Here is a 22,461-nt window from a genome sequence, read left to right on the forward strand (position 1 = left end):
TGATCGCCGCCAAGGGCAAGGTGCAGCTGCAGGCGCAGAGCGACGCGATGGAGCTGACGGCAGACAAGGACGTGGCCATCAGCAGCCTGAGTGCCAGCCAGCTGTTCAACGGCAAGAAAGAGGTGCTGCTGACCTGCAGCGGCGCTTACATCCGCATCAAGGACGGCAAGATCGAACTGCACGCGCCGGGCAAGGTGAGCTTCAAGGGCGGCAGCCACGACTGGAGTGGGCCGGCGAGTATGGCCGTGCCATTTCCCTCTTTCAAACCACCGCAGCCCTGTAGCTTTCAGGCTGCGGATGCTGCCCATGCCGGTGCGGCAAGCACGCCATACCCGTTCTGATGGAGTCGCGAGTCAGTATGAACCTGTCTGCACTACCGGCAGAAGTATTTGCCCCCATGGCCCACGGCTGGTACTTGCTGCTGGATCGCACCCAATGCAACCCGCTGGAGGCAGAGGAGGGCATCCAGAGCGTACCGGCAGGAGTTGCAGTCGTGCTTGAGGACGCATTTTTTGCTCACGAGCCGGAGCGTGCCCCCCTGCTGATCGACTTGTCTGTTTTGCCGGGCATGACAGTGGAACAAAAGCATTTCTGGGCGCAGCTGGGCACAGATGGCATCCGGCAATCCCTGATCCGTGGTGGCAATGCCATGGTGGCTGGCTGGTTGTATTCGACACAACCGGCAGAACAAGTACAGCAGCACTTGCGCCGCCTGTTTGCACAGCCTTACCCGGATGGCCAGATGCACCACCTGCGCTATTACGACCCGCGGGTAACCCGGTTGCTGGATGAGCGCTTGCCGGCGGTAAAACGCAATCAGCTGCTGGGCCCGATGGATGCCTGGTGGTACGCGGATTTTTCCGGTAAGTACCGGTGCGCTCGTCACGACAGCCAGTGGCTACGGAGTGGCCACTTGGTACTGGCTCCTGAAGACTGGCAGGAGCTGAATCTGGCTGCGCCGTACCACCACTTGTTGCGGTGCCTGAATGGTTTGCATGAACTGTATCCAATGGCCGTTGCATTGGATGAACTACCTGACTTTGTCCAGATATGCACGCTGCTGCGGCAAGCTGCTGCGCTGCCCTGGGTTGCCAGCCAGGACGATATGGTGGGCTGTGCCTTGCTCTGGCTGCTGCTGGGGGACGACTGCAGCGAGCGTTACCCGGAGGTGGCGGCAGAACTGCAGCAATACCAGCAGGATCGCTCGCCCTCCCTGACGGAGTGGTTGCTGTTTGCCGGGGGGGAGTTCTGGGCCAAGCCAATTCGCTGGCCATCTGCAGATAAAACAAGAGGAGTGGTTGCGTGAGCGAGCCAACGCCGTGCAAAAACAAGTTCTGTGGCAAACAAGGGCTGTTGCTGCTGCCTTTGCGCTACGCAGTGGTCGCTAGCGATGCAGGACACGCCGAGTTTGCCGAATTGAGTGGCAACTTGGGGCAGGGGGTGGCCGACAAGAAACTGGGGGCGGCCGCCTATACCGTGCGCATGTTGCGGCATGGCTACCTTTATGTCATGGCAAAGCGAAAAGGCAAGCTGAAGTGGGATAGTGCCTGGGCGGTAAACAGCCAGGGATACATCGCCAGAATTTCGCTAGGGGAAGCGGTATCGCCGCCGGTGTTCAGCTGCAATCCGGAAACCCATGGTGTCAACGCATCACTGATCAGCGTCGAAAAGGCCGAGGATGTCTCCGAGCTGAAAGTGCTCTTCCTGCCTGATCCGTTGACTAAGGCCGCCCTGCTCAAGATCGAAACCGACAGCAAGCTTCATGGCATGCTGCAAAGCTTCCAGGCCAAGGCGGTGGCGCAAACTCATGCCATGCAGCCTGCCGAGCTGTCGGCTACCGTGGCGGAATTCCGCTCGCTGAAAGGTGATGGCCGCAAGCTGGCTCCACGCTTCAATGGCCACCTTCATCCGTTTTTTGGGCAGGACGTCAGCCTGGTGAAGAACCAGCCCTATCCCTACACCGGGCGCTTACAAAACCTGCAAACTGAGCTGCTCAACAAGAAAGGGCTTGCCATCGTTCTGCATGACCCCTTGGGCATCGTGCAGGAACTGAACAACTGGCGTAGTGCATCCATTAATCGGCTAAGCAAGCTGATGGAAAGCTCAACGCCGTTCTATGGCACGTACAGGAACGAGCAGCTGATGGCCATCATTGCCGCGGTGGACAATGCTGAACAGCTGATCAAACAGGGGGCCATCAGCCAGCGCGAACCCAAGCTAGGCGTGTCGCTGGAAGATCTGGCCACCGAAGCCAAGAAACATCCATACAGCATGCCGGACCTGCGGGGCACCCCACCGGATGCCATCTATAAAAACCGTGCCGAGTACGAGCGCAAGCGGGCGGAGTGGCGCAAGCAGAACGCCAAACGTATCGGCGACGCCGCCTGGGGTAAATATGCCAAACGGTTGCAGCCAAAAGCGATGTACCAGGGAGTGGCGCAGGGCTTTCAGCTGGTGGCGCAGGCCTGTGATGCGCTCAACGAGCAGCGTGCCCGTGACCAGCTGCAATGGCTGAACGATGCGCTGTTGCACAACACGCTGGCGCTGTATGACGACAACCACCTGGAAAGCGGCGTAGCCAGCGCGGGCCAGACCGGCATGTGCATCAATGGCTTCAACAGCTGCCTGAGCGGGCAGGCGTGGCTTAACCAGCAGCTGGATGCAAGCCGCCTCAAGCCAGCCACCCTACTGCTCAATAGCATGCTGCTGAACCAGAAAAAGGCCATGGAAGAGTTTGTTGCAGCAGGAGGCTTGTCTGGCGGCATCGCGGATGCCGCTGGCAAATGGCAGGAAGCCCTGAAAGGCGTGAGCGACCTATGGGCCAAGCTGAATGATCTGGCCAATGCCATTGCCCATGGCGCCCAGAACAGCGGGATAGTCAGTGTTTCTCATCTGGGCGGTATCAGCATGCTGCTGGTGCAGGGCGGGCATGCGCTGCTGGCCAACCTGCCCGGCGGGAAATTCATCGATGGACAAATAGCGCGCTCCAATGTGCTGCATGCCCTGCTCAAATTGTCGCTGGGCAAGATTCTGAACAAGGACCTGGAGGCTGCCTACCCCTCGCCGCAAGCGTTCAACAGCAAGACATACGCAGTCAGCAAAGCCATGCGTAACCAGGTCAACAAGCTGCTTACCGATGCCAGCAAGGGAAACGACTTCAACGGGCTGCGTTTTGGCGCAGTGGTGGCGGTACTGGAAATGGCCAACCTGCTGTTGAAAAGCAACTCCCTGAAGGAATCGCCCGGCCAGAAAGCCGTATGGGAACTCACCGCTGCCAGTCTTGGCATGGGGGCGGTGCTGCTGGAGTTGACCGGTGGCATTTGCGAGAGGATGGCCAAAAGCGGCAATCACGCGCTGGTCGGCAACGGCCATGTCGGACTCGGGGCACTCAAGCTCAGTGCCGGGGCGCTGGGGGCGGTTGGGGGGATTATTGGCGGACTGGTGGATTTTGATAGTGCGACGGATGAGATGGCAAAGGCAGGTGGGCGAAGGACTAGCTTATCCCGCGCTTATCAACTGAGAGGGATCGTTTCTATCTCCGGCGCTCTGGTCGGTGCGGGCATTGCCATCGGGGCGGCGGGGCCGTTTTTTGAATGGTTACTGGTCAGAAGTAAGGGTGAATTTGCAAAGGTCATTCTGACTGCGGCAACCGAGGTAAGTGCATTTTTAGCTACAGAGCGTATTGCATTGTTGCTATTGCGTGGCGCTCGTTTATTCACGGTTGCCGGTATTGGATTGACGATTGCCATTTGGATGTTCAGTGATGATGCGTTGGAAAGTTGGTGCGACAAATCTTGTTTGCGCAAGGATCGAAGCACTGCCGGGTTTGGCAGGGCCAAAGAAGAAATGGCAGCCTTGGATGCTGCAGTGCTGGAGGTAAGCTGAAATGTACTATCTGGAATGGACTGTGGCTTTGAATCGTATGCGCCATAAGCCAGGCTCATGGCAGGATAAATTTCAGAAAAATGTTGCTGATAAGCTTGCTGCTAATAAAAAGAAAAGCCTTGCTAGCAGAGTCAGTTCCGGCGGTGATGTCAAGGATGTGGATATCCACGAGAGCCGAGCAGAAAAGGTGGACGACAATTACGCTATCTACTGTAAGACAGCGAGTTATCTGGATATCTGTACTTACAATGATGACAAGCGCGGTCTATTGACGATGGTGATGGGGGCATTGTTGTATGGCTTGATCCCTTGGTGGTATGGCGATATTTCACAATGGCACTCCATTCTCACTACTGGGCAAGCACCGAATGGTGATCCACTAGATGTGGAATATGCTTTCGTGATGATGATTGGTCTCGTCATTTTATTACCACTCACCTTTGTTTTTTTTCGCTATCTAGCCAAAATCTGGCGCCTTGAAGCTTTCACCATGCGCCGGCTTGTGGTGCGTTTCAATCGCGAGACCCGGCAAATGTATTTCCTGCGGCCAACCTTTCTGGGGGGCGTGACTGCGTATAACTGGGACGAGATCGATGCGGCACTGCCAAAGGACATGCCCAACCACGAAGGCGTGGGAGGGATGTTGGTTATCGGGGCTATCACCAGAGATGGCGTGAACCCGCATAGCCAGATTACTGCGGATGGCGCCTTCGTCGGCAATGCCTGCCGTGATTACCAGCATCTGCTGTCGTTCTGGGAGTACATCCGCCGCTTCATGGAAGATGGTCCGGACGCGGTGCCGGAACCCCGCCGCCGGCGCAGCAAGTGGCCCAACCCGCTGGCCAGCATGTGGACAGTGTCGCGGCTCAGCCTGCCTGGCGGTTTCGACCTGGGGCGCAGCTTTCTGTGGCTGCGGCTGGTGCTGACTCCGGTGTTCGTGATCTGGGGGCTGGGCCACTACGCCTCCTTGCTGCTGTGCTACGAGCCGCGTTTCCCCAAGGCCATCCGTGTGGCCAGTCATGAATCCGAAGCCCGTTCCCTGCTGGCGCTGCTGGGCTACAACCTGCTGCCGCCGCTGTATACCGCGGCGGGGCTGTGGTTGCACTACGCCTGGCAACACGATCTGGACTGGTGTTTGCCGCTGCAGCAACTGGGGTGGCTGTAGCCATGAGCTTGCGCCGTTCCTGTCACTGGCTACTGCCGCGGCGGCCAACCCTGGCCGTGGCCTGTCAGCTGCAAGTTACCAGCGCTCTGATGGCCATTGCCAACTATCTGGAGCGGCAGCTTGCCTGCACCCGCCGCCATGAACTGGAGCGTCATCCTGTAACCCGGAATACCTGACATGCTCGAATCCCTCCTCCCCTATTACGAACGCGAGCTCGGCCATCTGCGCGAGCTGTCTGGCGAGTTCGCCCACCGTTACCCCAAGATCGCCGGCCGGCTGCAGCTGGAAGGCGACCAGTGCGAAGACCCGCATACCGAGCGACTGATCGAGGCGTTTGCCTTCCTGACGGCGCGGGTGCACAAGAAGCTGGATGACGACTACCCGGAGGTGGCCACCAGCTTCCTGGACGTGATGTACCCGCACTACCTGCAGCCGATGCCGGCGGCCACCGTGGTGCAGTTCGAGTGCGATGCGCAGCGGCCGGAGATCGGCAAGTGCTACCGCATCGAGCGCGGGCAGCAGGTGCTGGCGCCGGCCATCCAGGGGGTGAACTGCAAGTTCCGCAGCGTCTACCCGGTGGACCTGTATCCGCTGCAGCTGCAGGAAGCCCGGCTGGAACTGACCAGCGGCTCGCCTTACCTGCGTAGCCTGGCGCCGGATGCGGCGGCGGTGCTGACGCTGAAGCTGCAGACCCAGGGCGGGGTGGCATTGAATGCCATCGATCTGCAGTCGCTGCGTTTTTTCCTGGACGGCGAGCCGGCCTTGATGCACCTGCTGTACGAGATGTTGCTGTCCAATGTGTTGCGGGTGCAGGTAGGGGACGGCAGCGAGGACCCGGCGTGCACGCGCACGTTGGCCGCCGACAGTCTGCAGGCGGTGGGGTTCGGCCGTGACGAGGGCATGCTGGAGTACGACGAGCGCTCGTTCATGGGCTACCGGCTGCTGTCGGAGTACTTCAGCTACCCGGACAAGTTCCTGTTTGTCGATCTGCTGAACCTGGCCCCGCTGGCGGCACGCCTGACGGGCGACACCCTGCAACTGCGGCTGCACCTGCGCAGCTACCCGGACAGCGAGCGCCATCACCGCCTGCAAAGCCAGTTGCAGCCGGCACACCTGAAGCTGGGCTGCACGCCGCTGATCAACCTGTTTGTGCAGCCGGGCGAGCCGATTCGCGTCACCCACCAGAAAGCCAGCTATCCGGTCGTCACCGATGCGCGCAAGCAGCAGGCTTACGAGGTGGTGCAGATTCGCAAGGTGGTGCGGGTGGAGAAGTCCGGCGATGGCGAGAGCAGCGAAGAGGTGCTGCCGTTCTACGCCACGCGCCACGGTAGCGGGCAAGCGCCCCGTTTCTACTGGCATGCCACGCGCGAGCCGTCGGTGCGCCAGGGCGACCGCGGGACCGACATGGCATTGCAGCTGGTGGATCTGCAGTTCGACGCGGTACGGCCGGCGGGCGAGGTGCTGAGCCTGACGCTGCTGTGCAGCAACCGCGATCTGCCGGAACAGATTCCGTTCGGTGGCAGCCAGGCGACCCAGCGTACCGATTTCCAGTTGCCGGGGCATTCGGTGGTGAAGCGTGTGCGCCTGTTGCGCAAGCCGGGTGCCAGCCAGCGCAGTCCGCTGGGGCGGGCGCTGCAGTGGCGCCTGATCTCGCACCTGTCGCTCAACTACATGTCGATTGTCGAGGCCGGGCGTGAGGCGCTGCAGGAAATGCTGACCCTGTACAACCTGGGCGAGGCTGCGGCCAACGTGCGCCAGATCCAGGGCATTGTCGGCATCGGCAGCCAACCGGCGGTGCAGCGCGTCAACGGCCGCCACTTCGCCGGCTTCGTGCGCGGTACCGAAATCACGCTGACGCTGGATGCCGATTATTACGTCGGCGGCAGCGTCTATCTGTTTGCCTCGGTGCTGGAGCGTTTCTTTGCGCTGTACTGCGCGCCCAACAGCTTTACCCGCCTGCGGGTGAAGACCGTGCAACGAGACGAGGAGGTAGCGACATGGCCAGCCCGAGCCGGCGAAGCCCTCGTGATCTGAGGCAGGTACTGGCGCAGGACGCCAGCCAGTTCGGCTTTTTCCAGGCGGTGCGCATTCTGGGGCTGTGCGAGGGCACGCGCCGGACACGGCGCACGCTGCCGTCGCAACTGCGCTTTCGTACCCTGGCCAGCCTGTCGTTTCCGGCTAGCGAGCTGGTGCAGTACCGCCCCCGGCAGGAGGGCGAGGCGAGCTCGCCGGCCGAGATGACCGTGAGTTTCATGGGGCTGACCGGCCCCAGCGGCGTGTTGCCGACCTCGTATACCGAGTTGCTGCTGGAGCGGCGGCAGCAATACCGCGATAGCACCCTGCACGCCTTCTTGGACTTGTTCAGCCATCGTGCCATCGCCCTGTTCTACGGTGCCTGGCGCAAGTACCGCTTCTGGCTGGCCGAAGAGGCGGGTGAACAGGACGGCTTTGGCCGCAACCTGCTGGATCTGGCCGGAATCGGCCTCAACCAGCTGCGTGGCCAGGCGAGCAGGGACGGTCTGCTGGACGAGCGCGTATTCATTTATTACGCCGGCTTGCTGAGCCAGAAGCCGCTGTCGGCGCAGACGCTGCAAACGCTGGTGGAAGGGCTGTTCGCCACCCGTGCCCAGTTGCAGCAGTTTGCCGGCCAGTGGCTGGCGGTGCCGCTGGCCGAACAAAGCCAGTTGGGGGGGCAGTCCTGTGAGCTGGGCGTCTCGTTGTTTTCCGGCGAGCGGCAGTGGGATCGCCAGACACGCTTGCAGCTGCGGCTGGGCAGCCTGCGCCGTGCGCAATTCGATGCGCTGTTGCCGGGGGGGGACGGCGCCCGTGCCCTGCAGGCACTGCTGCAGTTTGCCGTCGGGCATCAGCTGGCGGTGGATGTCTGCCTGGTGCTGGACAAACGCGACGTGCCGCCGGCCCGGCTGGATGCCGCCATGCCGCTCCGGCTGGGTGCCAGCAGCTGGCTGGGGCCGCAGGCGCAGGACCCGGACGACGTGCGCTACGCACTGCTGCACTGAGCGGCAGTCGCTCCTTATTCTTTATCTACCTGGATGAAAACATCATGTCAGTACCCTTGAAATCCCTGATCGAGCGCCTGACCCCGCTGGCGCGACAAAGCGTGGAGCAGGCGGCCAGCCGTGCGCTGGCGCGCACCCATTTCGACATCGAGATCGAGCATGTGCTGCTGACCATGCTCGACCAGAACGACAACGCCGCCATCGCCGCGTTGCTGGCGGCCGGTGCCGATCTGCCCGCCTTGCAACAGGGGCTGGAGCGGGAGCTGGACGGTTTCCGCAGCGGTAACAGCCGCAACCCGGTGCTGTCCGCCTGGCTGCCCAAGTGGCTGGAAAAAGCCTGGCTGCTGGCCAGCGCGGAATTCGGCCAGGACAGCGTGTCCACGCTGGACCTGCTGCTGGCGCTGCTGCGTGACGACAGCCTGCGCCCGGCGGTGCAAAACGGCTGCCCGGCGCTGCTGCAGCTGGATGCCGGCCGCCTGCTGCCGGCCTACGCCGCGCTGCGCCGGCACGGTGGCGAGAGTGCCGCTGCCGCGGCGCCTGCGGCCAACCCTGGCGCGGCCGAGGCGCCCAAGGTCGCGCGTGGCGGCGCCGCGCTGGACAAGTACACCATCGACCTCACCGCCCAGGCGCGGGCCGGCAAGATCGACCCGGTGCTGGGGCGCGAGGCCGAAATCCGCCAGATGATAGACATCCTGATGCGCCGCCGGCAGAACAACCCCATCCTCACCGGCGAGCCCGGCGTGGGCAAGACCGCGGTGGTGGAGGGGCTGGCGCGCAAGATCGTGCATGGCGAAGTGCCGTCGGTACTGGCCGGCGTGGCACTGCGCACGCTGGACCTGGGCCTGCTGCAGGCCGGCGCCAGCGTCAAGGGCGAGTTCGAGAACCGCCTGCGCCAGGTCATCGACGAGGTGAAGGCCAGCCCGGTACCCATCATCCTGTTCATCGACGAAGCGCACACCCTGATCGGCGCCGGCGGCGCCGCCGGGCAGAACGATGCGGCCAACCTGCTCAAGCCGGCGCTGGCGCGCGGCGAGCTGCGCACCATCGCCGCCACCACCTGGGCGGAATACAAGAAGTACTTCGAGAAGGACGCCGCGCTGGCACGCCGCTTCCAGGTGGTGAAGGTGGAAGAACCGGCACCGGAGATCGCGGTGCAGATGGTGCGCGGCCTGGCGCAGGCCATGGCGGAACACCACCAGGTGGAGATTCTGGAAGAGGCGGTGGCAGCGGCAGTGCACCTGTCCAGCCGCTACATCACCGGCCGCCAGCTGCCGGACAAGGCCATCAGCGTGCTGGATACCGCCTGCGCCCGCGTGGCGCTGTCGCGTGCCGGCAAGCCGGGCCCTATCGAAGACGTGGCGGTGCTGATCGCCAATGTGGAGCGCGAAATCGCCGCGCTGCAGCGCGAGGACGGCCACGGCGAACGCATCGGTGAACTGGAAAGCCGCCGCGCGCAGCTGCACGACGACCTGGCGCAGCTGAATGCCGCCTGGCAGGCGCAGCAGCAGCTGGTGGCCGAGATCGACGCCACCCGCCAGCAGCCGGCGCCGGCCAAGGCCGGCAAGAGCCGCAAGCCGTCGCCGCTGCAGCACAAGCGCCGCGAGCTGCGCGAACTGCAGCAGACGCAGCCGCTGGCCTTCGAATGCGTGGACGAAAGCGTGATTGCCGACGTGATTTCCGGCTGGACCGGCATCCCGCTGGGACGCATGGTCAGCAACGAGCTGGCGCAGGTACAGCAACTGGCGCGCCTGCTGGGCGAGCGGGTGATCGGCCAGGACCACGCGCTGCGGCAGATCGCCGAGCGGGTGCAGATCGCCAAGGCCGGGCTGGAAGACCCGGGCAAGCCCAAGGGCGTGTTCCTGCTGGTGGGACCGTCCGGCGTGGGCAAGACCGAAACCGCGCTGGCGCTGGCCGAGGCGCTGTACGGCGGCGAGCGCAATCTGGTCACCATCAATATGTCGGAATACCAGGAGGCGCACAGCGTGTCCGGGCTGAAAGGCTCGCCACCGGGCTATGTCGGCTACGGCGAGGGCGGCGTGCTCACCGAGGCGGTGCGACGCAAGCCTTACTCCGTGGTGCTGCTGGACGAGGTGGAAAAAGCGCACCCGGACGTGCTGGAGCTGTTCTTCCAGGTATTCGACAAGGGCGTGCTGGAAGACAGCGAAGGCCGCGAGGTGGACTTCAAGAACACCATCATCCTGCTCACCTCCAACGCCGGCACCGAGCTGGTGATGCGCGCCTGCGAACACGGCGTGACGGTGGAGGGCGAAACCCGCGCCCCCGGCGCCGAAGACCTGGTGGAAGTGCTGCGGCCAACCTTGCAGCAGGTGTTCAAGCCGGCCTTCCTCGGCCGCCTGGACATCGTGCCTTACTTCCCGATCAGCGACGACGTGCTGCACGCCATCGTGCAGCTGAAGCTGGAGCGCATCCGCCAGCGCATCGCCAGCAACCATGGCGCGCAGGTGGAGTTTCCGGACGAGCTGGCCGCCGCCATGGCCGCGCGCTGCCTGGACGTGGACAGCGGCGCGCGCAACGCCGACGCCATCCTCACCCGCACCCTGCTGGCGCAGATCTCCAGCGACCTGCTGGCGCGCATGGCCAGCGGCAAGCCGGTGAAGAAGATCGTCGTGGCGCTGAAGGGCGAGGCGCTCAAGGTGCGCGTGAGCTAGGAGGGCGGGCCGCATGCTGAAACTACTGACCCTGCTGGGGCTGTCCACCCTGCTGTGGTGGTCGGCGCTGTGGCTGCTGATACCAGTGCCCTGGCAGCAGCTCAGCCCCACCGTCATGCTGCTGCTGCACCTGCTGCCGCCGATCCTGTTCACCGCGCTGGTGCAGCTCTGGCGATCGCGTCAGGCGCGGCGCGAGCAGGCTGCCGCCCAGGCACAGGCCGATGCCGAGGTCGCCGAGCAGCAGTCGCGCCGCGACGAGGCGCGCGCGCGTCACCAGGCCGAGCTGCGCAGCCGCCAGCAGGCGCTGCCCTGCCGCTGGCTGTGGGTACAGGCGCTGCCGCAGCGCGACGAGCCGGCCTGGCTGGCCGAGCTGCCGGCAGGCTGCGCCTGGGAGATGCTAATGGCAGACGAACTGGAAGCAGGCGAGACGCTGGATTGCCTGCAGGACGCGGCGCAAGCCGGGCTGCAGGCGCTGTACGAGGAACTGCCGGGCGCCGCCGCGCTGCCGCTGCTGCTGGAAGTGCTGCCGCAGCAGTCCGGCATCGAGCAGCTGGCCCGCATCCGCCAATGGCAGCAGCAGGCCTGGCAGAGCGATGCGCCGCAACCAACCAGCGACTGCCGCTTCCTGCCCGGTAGCGGCACGCTGGCCGACCGCGTGCAGCAGTTCCTGGCGCAGGACCCGGAGCTGCCGGGGGCGGTACTGCTGGCACTGGACGCGCCGCGCGCCGGCTGGGAGCCGGACGAAGACAGCGATGCCGCCACACGCCAGCAATGGCGCGAGCAGGGCATGCCGGGGGCGGCGGTGGTGGTGCTGCTGTTCCTGCGCGATGGCCTGAGTGCGCCGGCCAGCGATGCGCAGGCCGCCACCGACCCCTACCAGCCGTACTGGGAGCGCGATCCGGCGGCTGCCAGCGCCGGCTGGGGCAGGGTGCCGGCCGGCGCGCAGCAAGGGTTGGCCGCATTGCCGGTGCTGGCCTGCCTGGCGCAGTCCGGCCAGGGCGAGCTGCGCCAGCAGGGCACGCTGCAGCTCACCCGCCAGCTGCAACCGCTGCTGGACAACGCACTGGTGAATGCTGCGCTGCTGGATTTTCCGTTCAGTGCCGAGGACGCCGAGCCGCAGCGCAACCAGGCCGACAGCGTGGCCTGGCTGGTGCACAACGGCGGCGATGTCGATGTCGGCGGCACACGGCTGGCTGCCATCGGCAGCAACCTCACCCGCCACCAGATCGCCCTGCACCCGGTGGACGAGGGCAGCAACCTGGTGCGCGAATGGGGCGATGTCGGCGCCGCCGCGCCGGCGCTGCTCACCGCGCTGGCCGTCACCCACTGCGCGCGCCTGGCGGCCCCGGCGGTGCTGGCACAGTTTCAACCCGACCACGCCGCGCTGTCCCTGGCGCGGCCAGCCTGACAGGAGCAGCACATGAAACGCGTGATTCGACTCGGTGACCCCACCAGCCACGGTGGCCAGGTGGTCAGCGCCGCATCCACCACCACACTGTTCGGCAAGCAGGTGGCCCTGCTGGGCGACAAGGTGACCTGCCCGCAGCAGGGCCACGTCAACTGCACCATCGTCGAAGGCGACGGTAGCTGGCTGGTGGGCGGCAAACCGGTGGCGCTGGAAGGCCACAAGGTCAGCTGCGGCGCAGTGTTGATCTCCACCATGCCCGAGGTGGGCAAGGGCTAGCCCGCCACCGTAGTGAACAATCAGGTAAACGACATGACTCTGGAACAACTTCTGGCCCCGATCGCGGGGCCGCATGCGGCTGGCGAGGACATGAGCTATTCGGCGCTGTTCGACCAGATCCGCGAAGCGCGCCGCAGCGATGACCCGTCGCTGGCGCAGGGCGACTGGGAACAGACGCTGAAACTGGCCGAGTGGCCCAAGGTAGTGAAACTGTGCGAACAGGCACTGAGCGGGCACAGCAAGGATCTGCAGCTGCTGGTGTGGTATGCCGAGGCGCAGGTGAAGGTGGGCGGGCTCGCCGGCCTGCAGCTGGCGCTGGCGGCGCTGGGCGGCTGGCTGCAGCAGTACTGGGACAGCGGCTACCCGGAGTTGGACCCGCACGACCTGGACGAGCGGCTTGGCAAGCTGGAATGGCTCAATCTGCAGCTGGGGCTGGCGATACGCGAGCTACCGCTGATTCGCCCGGAGTTCGGCGGCTACAGCTGGCTGCAATGGCAGCAGTCGCGCGAGGTGGAGAACCTGGGGCTGAAGAACCCGGACGCGCGCGAGGCAGCCATTGCCGAAGGCAAGCTGGCCGGCGACATCTTCGACAAGGCCGCACAGCAGTCGGGCGCCGCCTGGTTCCAGCAGTGCATGGAGCAACTGGTGGCAGTGCTGCAGGCCTACGAGGCGCTGGATGAGGCCATCGTGCTGCGCTTTGGCGAGCAGGCCCCCAGCCTGGCCGAGCTGCGCAACGCCATCTACGCCTGCCAGGACCTGGTGCTGCGCTATCGCCAGCAGCTGGGTGGCGGCCCGGCCGGCAATCCACCGCCCGCCGCTACCGTAACCGAGGAGAAGAAGCCCGTGAGTCCGTCCCCAGCCGCCATGACCCCGCCGCCGCTCACCGCGCCGGCCATCGCCTTTGACGGCAGCATCGCCAACCGCCAGCAGGCGGTGCAGATGCTCACCGAAGTGGCGCGCTACTTCCGCCACAACGAGCCGCACAGCCCGGTATCGCTGCTGGCGGAGCGCGCCGCACGCTGGGCGGAAATGAGCCTGGAAGAATGGCTGCAGCACGTGGTGAAGGATGACTCCACCCTGCACCAGCTGCAGGAGCTGCTGGACGTGCGTCAGGGCTGAGTGGCTGCAGTGGTCTGCCGGAAGCCTGCTGCGGCCAACGTGGTTGACCGCAGCAGGGGACATGCGGATAATCCACCTTCTTTTCAAATGCTTAGCGCAGCCTGCCGCCAGTTTCGATGACCGTAGCACCCTCCGCCTTACCCCCGCGCCGCCTGTCCGTGGCCCCCATGCTGGACTGGACCGATCGCCACTACCGCTATTTTGCGCGGCTGATTACCAAGAACACCTGGCTGTACACCGAGATGGTGACCACCGGGGCGCTGCTGCACGGTGATGTGCCGCGCCATCTGCGCTACCACGACGCCGAACACCCGATCGCGCTGCAGCTGGGCGGCTCCGAGCCGCAGGACCTGGCGCAGTGCGCCAGGTTGGCCGCAGAGTGGGGCTACGATGAGGTCAACCTCAACGTCGGCTGTCCGTCGGAGCGGGTGCAGAAGGGCGCGTTCGGCGCCTGCCTGATGGCCGAGCCGCAACTGGTGGCCGACTGCGTGAAGGCGATGCGCGACGCGGTCGACATCGACATCACCGTCAAGCACCGCATCGGCATCAACGACATCGACAGCTACGACGCGATGCGCGCCTTTGTCGATGTGGTCGCCGACGCCGGCTGTCACACCTTCATCGTGCACGCGCGCAACGCCATCCTGAAGGGCCTGAGCCCCAAGGAAAACCGCGAGATTCCGCCGCTGAAGTACGAGTACGTGTACCGCCTGAAGCAGGAGCGGCCGGATCTGGAGATCCTGATCAACGGCGGCATCAAGAGCAACGAGGAAATCGCCGCCCACCTGCAGCACGTCGACGGCGTGATGGTGGGGCGCGAGGCCTATCACAACCCCTACCTGATGGCGGAGTGGGACGCGCTGTTCTACGGCGCCGACAGCCGCCCGCTGTCGCGCGGCAAGGTGGTGGAGGCGCTGCTGCCCTATGTCGCGGCGCGACTGCAGGACGGCAGCAATGTGCGCCACATCGCGCGCCACGTGCTGGGGCTGTTCCAGGGGCAGAAGGGCGCGCGGCAGTGGCGGCGCATGCTGTCCGACAGCAAGGAGCTGCACGGCGCCGACGAGGGCCTGTTCATCCGCGCGCTGCTGGCGACGCAAGGTTGAACGGTCACGCCGTCCTGGCCCGTATTCCTTGTTAAGATACGCCGGACACCCCCACGCCCGCTTCGCCGGGCTTTTTGGTTTTCAGGCGCCTGGTGCCGGCGGCCGCAAGGTTGGCCGCGCCAGGCGCCGTCGGAGCAAAGCATGATCGACAAACTGGTACTGGCCAGCAACAACGCCGGCAAGCTGAAAGAGTTCGCCGCCCTGCTGGCGCCGCTGGGCATCGAGGTGATTCCGCAGGGCCGCCTCAACGTGCCGGAGTGCGCGGAGCCGCACTACACCTTCCTCGAAAACGCGCTGGAAAAGGCGCGCCACGCCAGCCACATGACCGGGCTGCCGGCACTGGCCGACGACTCCGGCATCTGCGTCGAAGCGCTGGGCGGCAAGCCCGGCGTGCTGTCGGCGCGTTTCGCCGGCGAGCCGAAATCGGACGAGCGCAACAACGCCAGGCTGGTGGAAAAGCTGCAGGGCAAGGCCAACCGCCGCGCCTACTACTACTGCGTGCTGGTGCTGGTGCGCCACGCCGACGATCCGCAGCCGCTGGTGGTCGATGGCGCCTGGTACGGCGAGGTGGTGGACACGCCATCCGGCAACGGCGGCTTCGGCTACGATCCACACTTCTGGCTGCCCAGCCACGGCTGTACCGTTGCCGACCTGCCGGCGGGGGTGAAGAACGGCATCAGCCACCGCGGCCAGGCGATGCAGGCGCTGCTGGCGAAACTGCAGGCGCAGCTGGCATGAGCGTCATCGACCTGTCGGCGCTGAAGGGCGGGCTGAAGGAATTGCCGCCACTGTCGCTGTACATCCACTTCCCGTGGTGCGTGAAGAAGTGCCCGTACTGCGACTTCAACTCGCACGAGTTCAAGCCGGTGCCCGGGGCGATTGCCATTGCCGATGCGGCCAACGTTGGCCGCAGCCGCGTTGGAGCCGGCTTCGACGAGATGGCCTACGTCGAGGCGTTGCTGCGCGACTTCGAGTACAGCCTGCCGGCGATCTGGGGGCGTCCGATCACCACCATCTTCATGGGCGGCGGCACGCCCAGCCTGTTCTCGCCGGAGGCGATGGACGCGCTGCTGGCCGGCCTGCGCGCGCGCGCGCGCATCCACCCGGACGCCGAGATCACCATGGAGGCCAATCCCGGCACCTTCGAGAGCGAGCGCTTCAAGGGCTATCGCGCTGCCGGCATCAACCGGCTGTCGATCGGCATCCAGAGCTTCGATCCGCGCCAGCTGAAGGCGCTGGGCCGCATCCACGACGGTATTGAAGCGCGCCGCGCGGTGGAGATCGCGCTGACGCACTTCGACAACGTGAACCTCGACCTGATGTACGCGCTGCCGAACCAGACGCTGGCCGAGGCGCTGGCCGACATCGACACCGCCATCGCCTTTGGCGTTACGCACATCTCCGCCTACCACCTCACCATCGAGCCGAACACGCTGTTCGCGGTGCAGCTGCCGGCCAACCTGCCGGACGACGACATCTCCGCCGACATGCAGGAGGCGATCGAGGCGCGGCTGGAAGGCGCCGGTTACGTGCACTACGAGACCTCCGCCTTCGGCCAGCCCGGCCGCTTTGCCCGCCACAACGTCAACTACTGGCAGTTCGGCGACTACGTCGGCATCGGCGCCGGCGCGCACGGCAAGATCAGCTCGCACGAGGGCGTGGTGCGCGAGATGCGCTACAAGCAGCCGGCCGCCTATCTGCAGGCCATCGCCGACGGCAACCCGGTGCAGAGTCGCCACAAGGTTGGCCGCAAGGAGCTGCCGTTCGAGTTCATGATGAACACCCTGCGCCTGACCGGCGGCTTCGAGACCAGACTGTTCAGCGAACGCACCGGTTTGCCGGTATCCTGTATCCAATCCCAATTGCGGCAAGCGCAGGCGGAGGGGCTGATCGAACACGATCTCACCCATCTGCGGCCAACCTTGAAGGGCCAGCGCTTCCTCAACGACCTGTTAACCCTGTTCCTGCACGACGAAGGAGAAAATTGATGGCCAAAGAAATCATCCATACCGACAAGGCCCCGGCAGCGATCGGCGCCTACTCGCAAGCGGTCAAGGCCGGCAACACCGTGTACCTGTCCGGCCAGATCCCGCTGGACCCGGTGACCATGACCGTGGTGGAAGGCGGCTTTGCCGCGGAAACCCACCAGATGTTCAAGAACCTGAAAGCGGTGTGCGAAGCCGCCGGCGGCTCGCTGGACCAGATCGTGAAGCTGAATGCCTTCCTGACCGACCTGTCCAACTTCGGCACCTTCAACGAGATCATGGGTCAGTACATGAGCCAGCCGTTCCCGGCGCGCGCCGCCATCGGCGTGGCCAGCCTGCCCAAGGGCGTGCAGGTGGAAGCCGACGCGATCATGGTGCTGGGCGAGTAATTGCCGGTATCCGGAAGTTGAACAAAAGCGGCCTGCGGGCCGCTTTTTGCATGGCCGGGTGGCCAGACAAGGAGAAACGGCATGAAGATCGGACAGGTGATGCAGCACAGCGGCGCCAGCGCCAAGGCGATCCGCCACTACGAGGCCATCGGCCTGCTGGGACCGATCGCCCGTCGCGGCGCCTACCGTTGCTATACGGAACAGGATGTCGCCTTCGTGCAGCTGATCCGCCAGGCGCAGGCGGTGGGCTTGTCGCTGGCGCAATTGCGGGGCCTGCGCCGTGCCGATGGCAGCATCGACTGGCCGGCCGTGGCGCAGCGGGTACGGGCGCGCGATGCCGAGGTCGCCGCCGAGCAGGCGAGGCTGGCGGCACAGCGCGCCAGGCTGGCGACGGTGCTGGCCGAGATCGAGCACTGTCTGCAGTCCGACGTCGCGTGTCCTGCTGCCTGAGCGGCTTGACTCTGCCCTGCGGGGCAGGGTTTATCGTGATGGCATGAAAGGGGAGTGACGATGTCTGAACGATGGGTGGTGATACTGGGGCATCCCGATGCCGACAGTCTGTGCGGGGCGCTGGCGCGCCGTTATGTGGAGAGTGCGCGCGCGGCCGGGCGCGAGGTCAGCCTGTTCTGCCTCGGCGAGCTGCAGTTCGATCCGGTGCTGCGCCACGGCTACCGCCAGCCGCAGCCGCTGGAGCCGGATCTGCAACGGCTGCAGCAGGCGATTGCCGACGCGCAGCAGCTGGTGCTGGTGTTGCCGCTGTGGTGGGGCGGCATGCCGGCGCTGCTGAAGGGCATGTTCGACCGCGTGTTCCTGTCCGGCTGGGCCTACCGCTACCGCCAGGATTCGGTGTGGTGGGACAAGCTGCTGCGCGGTCGCCGCGCCGAGGTGATCGTCACCATGGATACCCCCGGCTGGTACTACCGCTGGGTGTACGGCCAGCCGCTGTTCCGCCAGCTGAAACGCACCATTCTCGGCTTTTGCGGCTTTGCGCCGGTACGCATCACCGCGCTGGCACCGGTGCGCGGCAGCAGCGGCACGCAACAGGCGCGCTGGCTGGAGCAGGTGGCGCAACTGGCCGCCCGCGGCTGAGCACAAGGTTGGCCGCAAGCCTTGTCCGCCGTTGCGGCGCAGAATTCTCTTTTTGCCAAACCGGCCTGTTGCCGCCAGCGGCGTTGCGCTAGCGTGGGACCGTGATCAATGACGAAGGGGAGGGTGGCTCATGGTTGCGTGGTCGACGTTATCGCTGTTTCTGCTGGCGGTGCTGGTATTGATGTTGTCGCCGGGGCCGAACATGGCCTTCGTGCTGTCGCACGGCATGGCACTGGGGCCGAGGGGCGGGCTGGCCGCGGCGCTGGGCATTGCCGCCGCCGACCTGGTGCTGACGCTGCTCACCGCCAGCGGTGTCACCGCGCTGCTGGCGGCGTGGGCGCCGATGTTCGACCTGCTGCGGCTGGGCGGTGCACTGTACCTGTTGTGGCTGGCGTGGCAGGCATGGCGTCAGCCCGGCATCGTCCGCCTCGGTGCGCACGAGCGGGCTCCGCTGGGACGGGTGTTCCGCATGGCGCTGCTGGGCAGCCTGCTCAATCCGAAGGCGCTGCTGTTCTTCATGGTGTTCCTGCCGCAGTTTGTCGATGCCGGCCGCGGCGACATCGTGCTGCAGCTGACGCTGCTGGGCACGGTGCTGTCGCTGGTGGCGCTGCTGTTCAACAGCGTGCTGGGCAGCTGCAGCGGCCAGCTCGGGCGTTTGCTGCAGCGTCATCCGCGCGCGGCATCCTGGCAGCGCTGGGCACTGGCGACGGTGCTGCTGGGGCTGGCCCTGCGGCTGTTGCTGCTGGAGCGGCCGCTGCCGCGCTGAGGGCGGTCAAGGTTGGCCGCAATAAGAAAGGCACCGCACGGTGCCTTTCTTGCCGACGGCCGCGGCGCTCCGGCGCGGTGGCGTGCCAAAGCGGTCGGGTTCGGCCGTTTGTGCCGGCCGGTGCTGAGCATCGTCAAGTCCAGGAGGCCGTGGCATATCGATGCGGTCAGGCCCGCTTCCGGCCACAAAAAAGCCCGCTCATCCGAGCGGGCTTTGTCCTTGCTGCAATCCTTAAACGCTTAGCCGTTCTGGCGCGCCAGTTGCGGTGCGGTTTCTTCCACGTCACCTGCGGCCATGCAGGCGGTGGCGGTGAACAGCACGTCGGTGGAGCTGTTCAGTGCGGTTTCGGCGGAATCCTGCACCACGCCGATGATGAAGCCGACGGCGACCACCTGCATCGCGACGTCGTTGCCGATGCCGAACAGGCTGCACGCCATCGGGATCAGCAGCAGCGAGCCACCGGCCACGCCGGACGCGCCGCAGGCGGCGACGGTGGACAGCACCGACAGCAGCAGCGCCGTCGGCAGGTCCACGGTGATGCCCAGGGTGTGCACCGCGGCCAGGCTCAGCACCGAGATGGTGATGGCGGCACCGGCCATGTTGATGGTGGCGCCCAGCGGGATCGACACCGAGTAGGTGTCTTCATTCAGGCCCAGCTTCTTGCACAGGTTCATGTTGACCGGGATGTTGGCCGCCGAGCTGCGGGTGAAGAAGGCGGTGACGCCGCTTTCGCGCAGGCAGGTGAAGACCAGCGGGAACGGGTTGCGGCGCAGGGTCAGGCCGACGATCAGCGGGTTGACCACCAGCGCGATGAACAGCATGGCGCCGACCAGTACCAGCAGCAGCTGGCTGTAGCCCAGCAGCGACGACAGGCCGGTGGTGGCCACGGCTTCTGCGACCAGGCCGAACACGCCGACCGGGGCAAAGCGGATGATCACGCCCACGATGCGCGATACGCCGTCGGCCAGCTCGTTCAGCAGGGTCTTGGTGCTGTCGCTGGCGTGGTGCAGCGCCATGCCCAGCGCCACGGCCCAGGTCAGGATGCCGATGTAGTTACCGGTGGCGATGGCGTTGATCGGGTTGTCCACGATCTGGAACACCAGATTGTTCAATACCTGGCCGATGCCGCTGGGCGGGGTGGTGCCGCCGGCGGCGGCCACCAGCGTGAGCTGGGTCGGGAAGGCAAAGCTGGCCACGACGCCGGTTACGGCCGCCAGGAAGGTGCCCAGCAGGTACAGGGTCAGCACCGGGCGCATATTGGTCTGCACGCCCTGCTTCTTGCTGGCGATGGCGCTGGCTACCAGCACGAAGACCAGCACCGGGGCCACGGCCTTCAGGCCCTTGACGAACAGGCTGCCGAGGAAGGTCAGCGACTTGGCGGTGTCGGGGGAGAAACTGGCGACCGCAATACCGGCCAGCATGCCGATCAGGATCTGCAGCACGATGCTGCCGTTCATGATCCTGCTGATAATCGAAGGATTCTGCTGCATAAATTCCCTAATCAAGATAGTTATGAGTTGCTAATGCGGCAACAGCCGGCACGGCGGCAGATTCTGCTGTCATGGGGCGGGCGCTTGCGGCCAACCTTGTCGCGGCGGGGTGGAGCCCGTCGCGCAGGGGTGTTGCGAAATGCCATGAAAAACAGGCACATCGGCGTAACGGTGCGCAGTGTAACAAACTTTTCCCTGCAGAAAAAATCCAGTATCCAGTATGCGGCAACATTATCGCCGCCGGCAGAACAGGCTGTTTCCAATGGCATGCTTCTGCCCGTGCCGCGGGCTGTGGCCTAATGGTCGCCTTCGCCGTACGGCGCCGCCATAGACAGGAACCCCCATGAGCCGCAGTTATGCCTACCAGATCGTCAACGTGTTTGCCGAGAGCCGTTTCGGCGGCAACCCGCTGGCGGTGTTTACCGATGCCAGCGGCCTGTCGGACGACGACATGCAGCTGATCGCACGCCAGTTCAACCTGTCGGAAACCGTGTTCCTGCTGCCGGGTGATGCCGAGGCCGCCGCCAGCTTGCGCATCTTCACCCCCAGCTACGAGCTGCCGTTCGCCGGCCACCCCACCATCGGCAGCGCCGCGGTGCTGCACGCGCTGCAGGGGCCGGGCGAGGCCTTTTCGCTGCGCACCCGGGCCGGGCTGATCCCGATCCGCTTGCAGGATGGCGTGTTCCGCCTCACCGCGGTGCCGGCGACGCAGCGTGCGGCCAACCTTGCCGCCGCCGATGCCGCCGCCATGCTGGGTATCGCCGCCGGCGACATCGCCGCCGCGCCGATGTGGGTGAACGCCGGCAGCGAGCAGCTGCTGATCCGCCTGGCCAGCCGCGAGGCGGTACTGGCGGCGCGGCCGGTGCACGAGCTGTTCCTGCGCCACGCCACGCTGCGCCCCGGTCGCAGCATCGCCTACCTGTGGCACGTGGCGGACAACGTCGCCACCGTGCGGCTGTTCTTCGAGCAGCATGGCGCCGTCATCGAGGACCCGGGCACCGGCAGCGCCTGCGCCAACCTCGGCGGCTGGTGCGCGCTGAACGGTCTGGCGCCGCTGTCGTGGCGCATCGAGCAGGGCGAGGCGATCCAGCGGCCGAATGTGCTGTATCTGGACGTGGATGCCGCCGGCACGGTGCAGGTGGGCGGCAAGGTGCAGGCGCTGAGCGAGGGCATGTTCCGCTTGCCCTGAGCGTTACGGCTTGCCACTATCGACAAGCGGCCAGCCGGCCGCTTTGTCACTGGGAGAACTCGTCATGCTGCCCGATCGTTTTGCCGTCCTCTCCGACATCCACGGCAACCTGCCGGCCTTGCAGGCGGTGCTGGCCGACATGCACGGCCGCGGCGTCCGCCACGCGGTGAACCTGGGCGACATCCTGTCCGGTCCGCTGTGGCCGTCGGAAACCGCCGACCTGCTGATGGGCCTGAACCTGCCGACCATCGCCGGCAACCACGAACGCCAGTTGCTGGCCTGCCAGAACAAGCCCGGCGGCCCGTCCGACCAGTACGCCTTTGAGCAGACCTCGCCGCTGCAGCGCGCCTGGCTGGCGTCGCTGCCCGGCGCGCTGCGGCTGGGCGACGTGCAGCTGACCCACGGCAGCCCGCACAGCGACCTGCAGTACCTGCTGGACGACATCGTTGCGGCCAACCTGGTGCCGGCCAGCCGCGACACCGTCGCGCAGCGGCTGGGGCAGACCAGCGCCACGCTGGTGTTGTGCGGCCACAGCCACATGCCGCGCCTGCTGCAGCTGCCGGACGGGCCCTTGCTGCTCAATCCGGGCAGCGTGGGCCTGCCGGCCTACGACGACAGCGACGGCGGCTACCACCGGGTGCAGACCGGCGCGCCGCACGCCAGTTACGCCATTGCCGAGCGGGTGGCGGCGGGCTGGCAGGTACAGTTGTTGCGAATTGCCTACGACTGGCAACAGGCGGCGCAACGGGCGGCAGACAACGGCCGGCCGGATTGGGCCGCCTGGCTGAACAGCGGCATGGCGACCTAGCGCCGGCTATTGCCGCCCGAAATTCATACAAGTGATTGAACGATTTGCGTATCAGGGTTAGAGTCGTGACACCAAACTGGCGTTTGAAAAAGGCATGAGGGGT

General features: G+C 65.5%; 20 protein-coding genes. 19 read left to right on the forward strand and 1 reads right to left on the reverse strand.

Translation table 11 applies throughout. From position 1 onward, the window contains the following. The 17 genes from IE100_RS11955 to IE100_RS12035 form a co-directional block, all read left to right on the forward strand. On the forward strand, positions 1-341 hold a 341-nt coding region (locus tag IE100_RS11955; protein ID WP_189374499.1), incomplete at its 5' end, for a DUF2345 domain-containing protein. Between the two features lie 17 nt (positions 342-358). Continuing rightward, positions 359-1,306 (forward strand): DUF4123 domain-containing protein, encoded by a 948-nt coding sequence (locus IE100_RS11960; RefSeq protein ID WP_229800364.1) that lies wholly within the window; start codon positions 359-361, stop codon positions 1,304-1,306. Beyond that, a complete protein-coding gene (locus IE100_RS11965; RefSeq protein ID WP_189374501.1) occupies positions 1,303-3,885 on the forward strand; it encodes a T6SS effector BTH_I2691 family protein in 2,583 nt (860 codons plus the stop codon). Before IE100_RS11960 ends, IE100_RS11965 begins: the two co-directional genes overlap by 4 nt. A gap of 1 nt (position 3,886) precedes the next feature. Beyond that, positions 3,887-5,050, forward strand: a complete 1,164-nt coding sequence (locus tag IE100_RS11970; protein WP_189374502.1) for a DUF6708 domain-containing protein — start codon at positions 3,887-3,889, stop codon at positions 5,048-5,050. 177 nt (positions 5,051-5,227) lie between these two features. After that, the gene (tssF, locus tag IE100_RS11975; RefSeq protein ID WP_189374503.1) at positions 5,228-7,084 is read left to right on the forward strand and encodes a type VI secretion system baseplate subunit TssF; all 1,857 of its coding nucleotides are present in this window, start codon (positions 5,228-5,230) and stop codon (positions 7,082-7,084) included. After that, the gene (tssG, locus tag IE100_RS11980) at positions 7,048-8,067 is read left to right on the forward strand and encodes a type VI secretion system baseplate subunit TssG (protein ID WP_189374505.1); all 1,020 of its coding nucleotides are present in this window, start codon (positions 7,048-7,050) and stop codon (positions 8,065-8,067) included. Before tssF ends, tssG begins: the two co-directional genes overlap by 37 nt. A gap of 44 nt (positions 8,068-8,111) precedes the next feature. Beyond that, positions 8,112-10,736 carry a type VI secretion system ATPase TssH gene (gene tssH / locus IE100_RS11985; RefSeq protein ID WP_189374507.1) on the forward strand — a complete coding sequence of 875 codons (2,625 nt, stop codon included), beginning with the start codon at positions 8,112-8,114 and terminating at the stop codon, positions 10,734-10,736. Positions 10,737-10,749: 13 nt separating this feature from the next. After that, positions 10,750-12,144, forward strand: a complete 1,395-nt coding sequence (locus tag IE100_RS11990) for a hypothetical protein (RefSeq protein WP_189374508.1) — start codon at positions 10,750-10,752, stop codon at positions 12,142-12,144. 12 nt (positions 12,145-12,156) lie between these two features. Further along, entirely contained in the window at positions 12,157-12,420 is a 264-nt protein-coding gene (locus tag IE100_RS11995; protein WP_189374510.1) for a PAAR domain-containing protein, read from the forward strand. 33 nt (positions 12,421-12,453) lie between these two features. Next, a complete protein-coding gene (tssA, locus tag IE100_RS12000; protein ID WP_189374512.1) occupies positions 12,454-13,539 on the forward strand; it encodes a type VI secretion system protein TssA in 1,086 nt (361 codons plus the stop codon). Positions 13,540-13,655: 116 nt separating this feature from the next. Beyond that, the gene (dusA, locus tag IE100_RS12005; RefSeq protein ID WP_189374514.1) at positions 13,656-14,642 is read left to right on the forward strand and encodes a tRNA dihydrouridine(20/20a) synthase DusA; all 987 of its coding nucleotides are present in this window, start codon (positions 13,656-13,658) and stop codon (positions 14,640-14,642) included. Between the two features lie 141 nt (positions 14,643-14,783). After that, positions 14,784-15,380: an RdgB/HAM1 family non-canonical purine NTP pyrophosphatase gene (gene rdgB, locus IE100_RS12010; RefSeq protein WP_189354726.1), complete on the forward strand. Its 597-nt coding sequence runs from the start codon at positions 14,784-14,786 to the stop codon at positions 15,378-15,380. Continuing rightward, entirely contained in the window at positions 15,377-16,630 is a 1,254-nt protein-coding gene (gene hemW / locus IE100_RS12015) for a radical SAM family heme chaperone HemW (protein WP_189374516.1), read from the forward strand. The genes rdgB and hemW overlap by 4 nt, the downstream gene beginning before the upstream one ends. Continuing rightward, positions 16,630-17,016, forward strand: a complete 387-nt coding sequence (gene ridA / locus IE100_RS12020) for a deaminase RidA (RefSeq protein ID WP_189354722.1) — start codon at positions 16,630-16,632, stop codon at positions 17,014-17,016. Before hemW ends, ridA begins: the two co-directional genes overlap by 1 nt. Before the next feature lie 81 nt (positions 17,017-17,097). Continuing rightward, positions 17,098-17,466, forward strand: coding sequence for a MerR family transcriptional regulator (locus IE100_RS12025; RefSeq protein ID WP_189374517.1), 369 nt, complete (start codon positions 17,098-17,100; stop codon positions 17,464-17,466). Between the two features lie 60 nt (positions 17,467-17,526). Beyond that, a complete protein-coding gene (locus tag IE100_RS12030; RefSeq protein WP_189374519.1) occupies positions 17,527-18,105 on the forward strand; it encodes an NAD(P)H-dependent oxidoreductase in 579 nt (192 codons plus the stop codon). A 130-nt stretch (positions 18,106-18,235) separates the two neighbouring features. After that, the gene (locus tag IE100_RS12035) at positions 18,236-18,871 is read left to right on the forward strand and encodes a LysE family translocator (protein ID WP_189374521.1); all 636 of its coding nucleotides are present in this window, start codon (positions 18,236-18,238) and stop codon (positions 18,869-18,871) included. A 239-nt stretch (positions 18,872-19,110) separates the two neighbouring features. On the opposite strand, the gene sstT is transcribed toward IE100_RS12035, so the two are convergent. Further along, positions 19,111-20,361, reverse strand: a complete 1,251-nt coding sequence (sstT, locus tag IE100_RS12040) for a serine/threonine transporter SstT (RefSeq protein ID WP_189374522.1) — start codon at positions 20,359-20,361, stop codon at positions 19,111-19,113. A 343-nt stretch (positions 20,362-20,704) separates the two neighbouring features. Here sstT and IE100_RS12045 point away from each other — a divergent pair, with 343 nt between their 5' ends. Both IE100_RS12045 and IE100_RS12050 read left to right on the forward strand, forming a co-directional pair. Beyond that, entirely contained in the window at positions 20,705-21,550 is an 846-nt protein-coding gene (locus IE100_RS12045) for a PhzF family phenazine biosynthesis protein (protein ID WP_189374523.1), read from the forward strand. Between the two features lie 64 nt (positions 21,551-21,614). Further along, the gene (locus IE100_RS12050) at positions 21,615-22,358 is read left to right on the forward strand and encodes a metallophosphoesterase family protein (RefSeq protein WP_189374524.1); all 744 of its coding nucleotides are present in this window, start codon (positions 21,615-21,617) and stop codon (positions 22,356-22,358) included. Positions 22,359-22,461 lie beyond the last annotated feature (103 nt).

It is taken from the genome of Vogesella alkaliphila (assembly GCF_014652475.1).
Taxonomy (GTDB): domain Bacteria; phylum Pseudomonadota; class Gammaproteobacteria; order Burkholderiales; family Chromobacteriaceae; genus Vogesella; species Vogesella alkaliphila.

Excerpts from the sequence above, each read along its gene's own strand:
- dusA (WP_189374514.1), top strand. The coding sequence starts at position 13,656 with ATGACCGTAGCACCCTCCGCCTTACCCCCGCGCCGCCTGTCCGTGGCC.
- IE100_RS11990 (WP_189374508.1), top strand. The coding sequence starts at position 10,750 with ATGCTGAAACTACTGACCCTGCTGGGGCTGTCCACCCTGCTGTGGTGG.
- tssA (WP_189374512.1), top strand. The coding sequence starts at position 12,454 with ATGACTCTGGAACAACTTCTGGCCCCGATCGCGGGGCCGCATGCGGCT.
- IE100_RS11960 (WP_229800364.1), top strand. The coding sequence starts at position 359 with ATGAACCTGTCTGCACTACCGGCAGAAGTATTTGCCCCCATGGCCCAC.
- tssG (WP_189374505.1), top strand. The coding sequence starts at position 7,048 with ATGGCCAGCCCGAGCCGGCGAAGCCCTCGTGATCTGAGGCAGGTACTG.
- ridA (WP_189354722.1), top strand. The coding sequence starts at position 16,630 with ATGGCCAAAGAAATCATCCATACCGACAAGGCCCCGGCAGCGATCGGC.
- sstT (WP_189374522.1), bottom strand. The coding sequence starts at position 20,361 with ATGCAGCAGAATCCTTCGATTATCAGCAGGATCATGAACGGCAGCATC.
- tssF (WP_189374503.1), top strand. The coding sequence starts at position 5,228 with ATGCTCGAATCCCTCCTCCCCTATTACGAACGCGAGCTCGGCCATCTG.
- tssH (WP_189374507.1), top strand. The coding sequence starts at position 8,112 with ATGTCAGTACCCTTGAAATCCCTGATCGAGCGCCTGACCCCGCTGGCG.
- IE100_RS12030 (WP_189374519.1), top strand. The coding sequence starts at position 17,527 with ATGTCTGAACGATGGGTGGTGATACTGGGGCATCCCGATGCCGACAGT.
- IE100_RS12045 (WP_189374523.1), top strand. The coding sequence starts at position 20,705 with ATGAGCCGCAGTTATGCCTACCAGATCGTCAACGTGTTTGCCGAGAGC.
- IE100_RS12035 (WP_189374521.1), top strand. The coding sequence starts at position 18,236 with ATGGTTGCGTGGTCGACGTTATCGCTGTTTCTGCTGGCGGTGCTGGTA.
- IE100_RS11995 (WP_189374510.1), top strand. The coding sequence starts at position 12,157 with ATGAAACGCGTGATTCGACTCGGTGACCCCACCAGCCACGGTGGCCAG.
- IE100_RS12025 (WP_189374517.1), top strand. The coding sequence starts at position 17,098 with ATGAAGATCGGACAGGTGATGCAGCACAGCGGCGCCAGCGCCAAGGCG.
- IE100_RS12050 (WP_189374524.1), top strand. The coding sequence starts at position 21,615 with ATGCTGCCCGATCGTTTTGCCGTCCTCTCCGACATCCACGGCAACCTG.
- IE100_RS11970 (WP_189374502.1), top strand. The coding sequence starts at position 3,887 with ATGTACTATCTGGAATGGACTGTGGCTTTGAATCGTATGCGCCATAAG.
- hemW (WP_189374516.1), top strand. The coding sequence starts at position 15,377 with ATGAGCGTCATCGACCTGTCGGCGCTGAAGGGCGGGCTGAAGGAATTG.
- rdgB (WP_189354726.1), top strand. The coding sequence starts at position 14,784 with ATGATCGACAAACTGGTACTGGCCAGCAACAACGCCGGCAAGCTGAAA.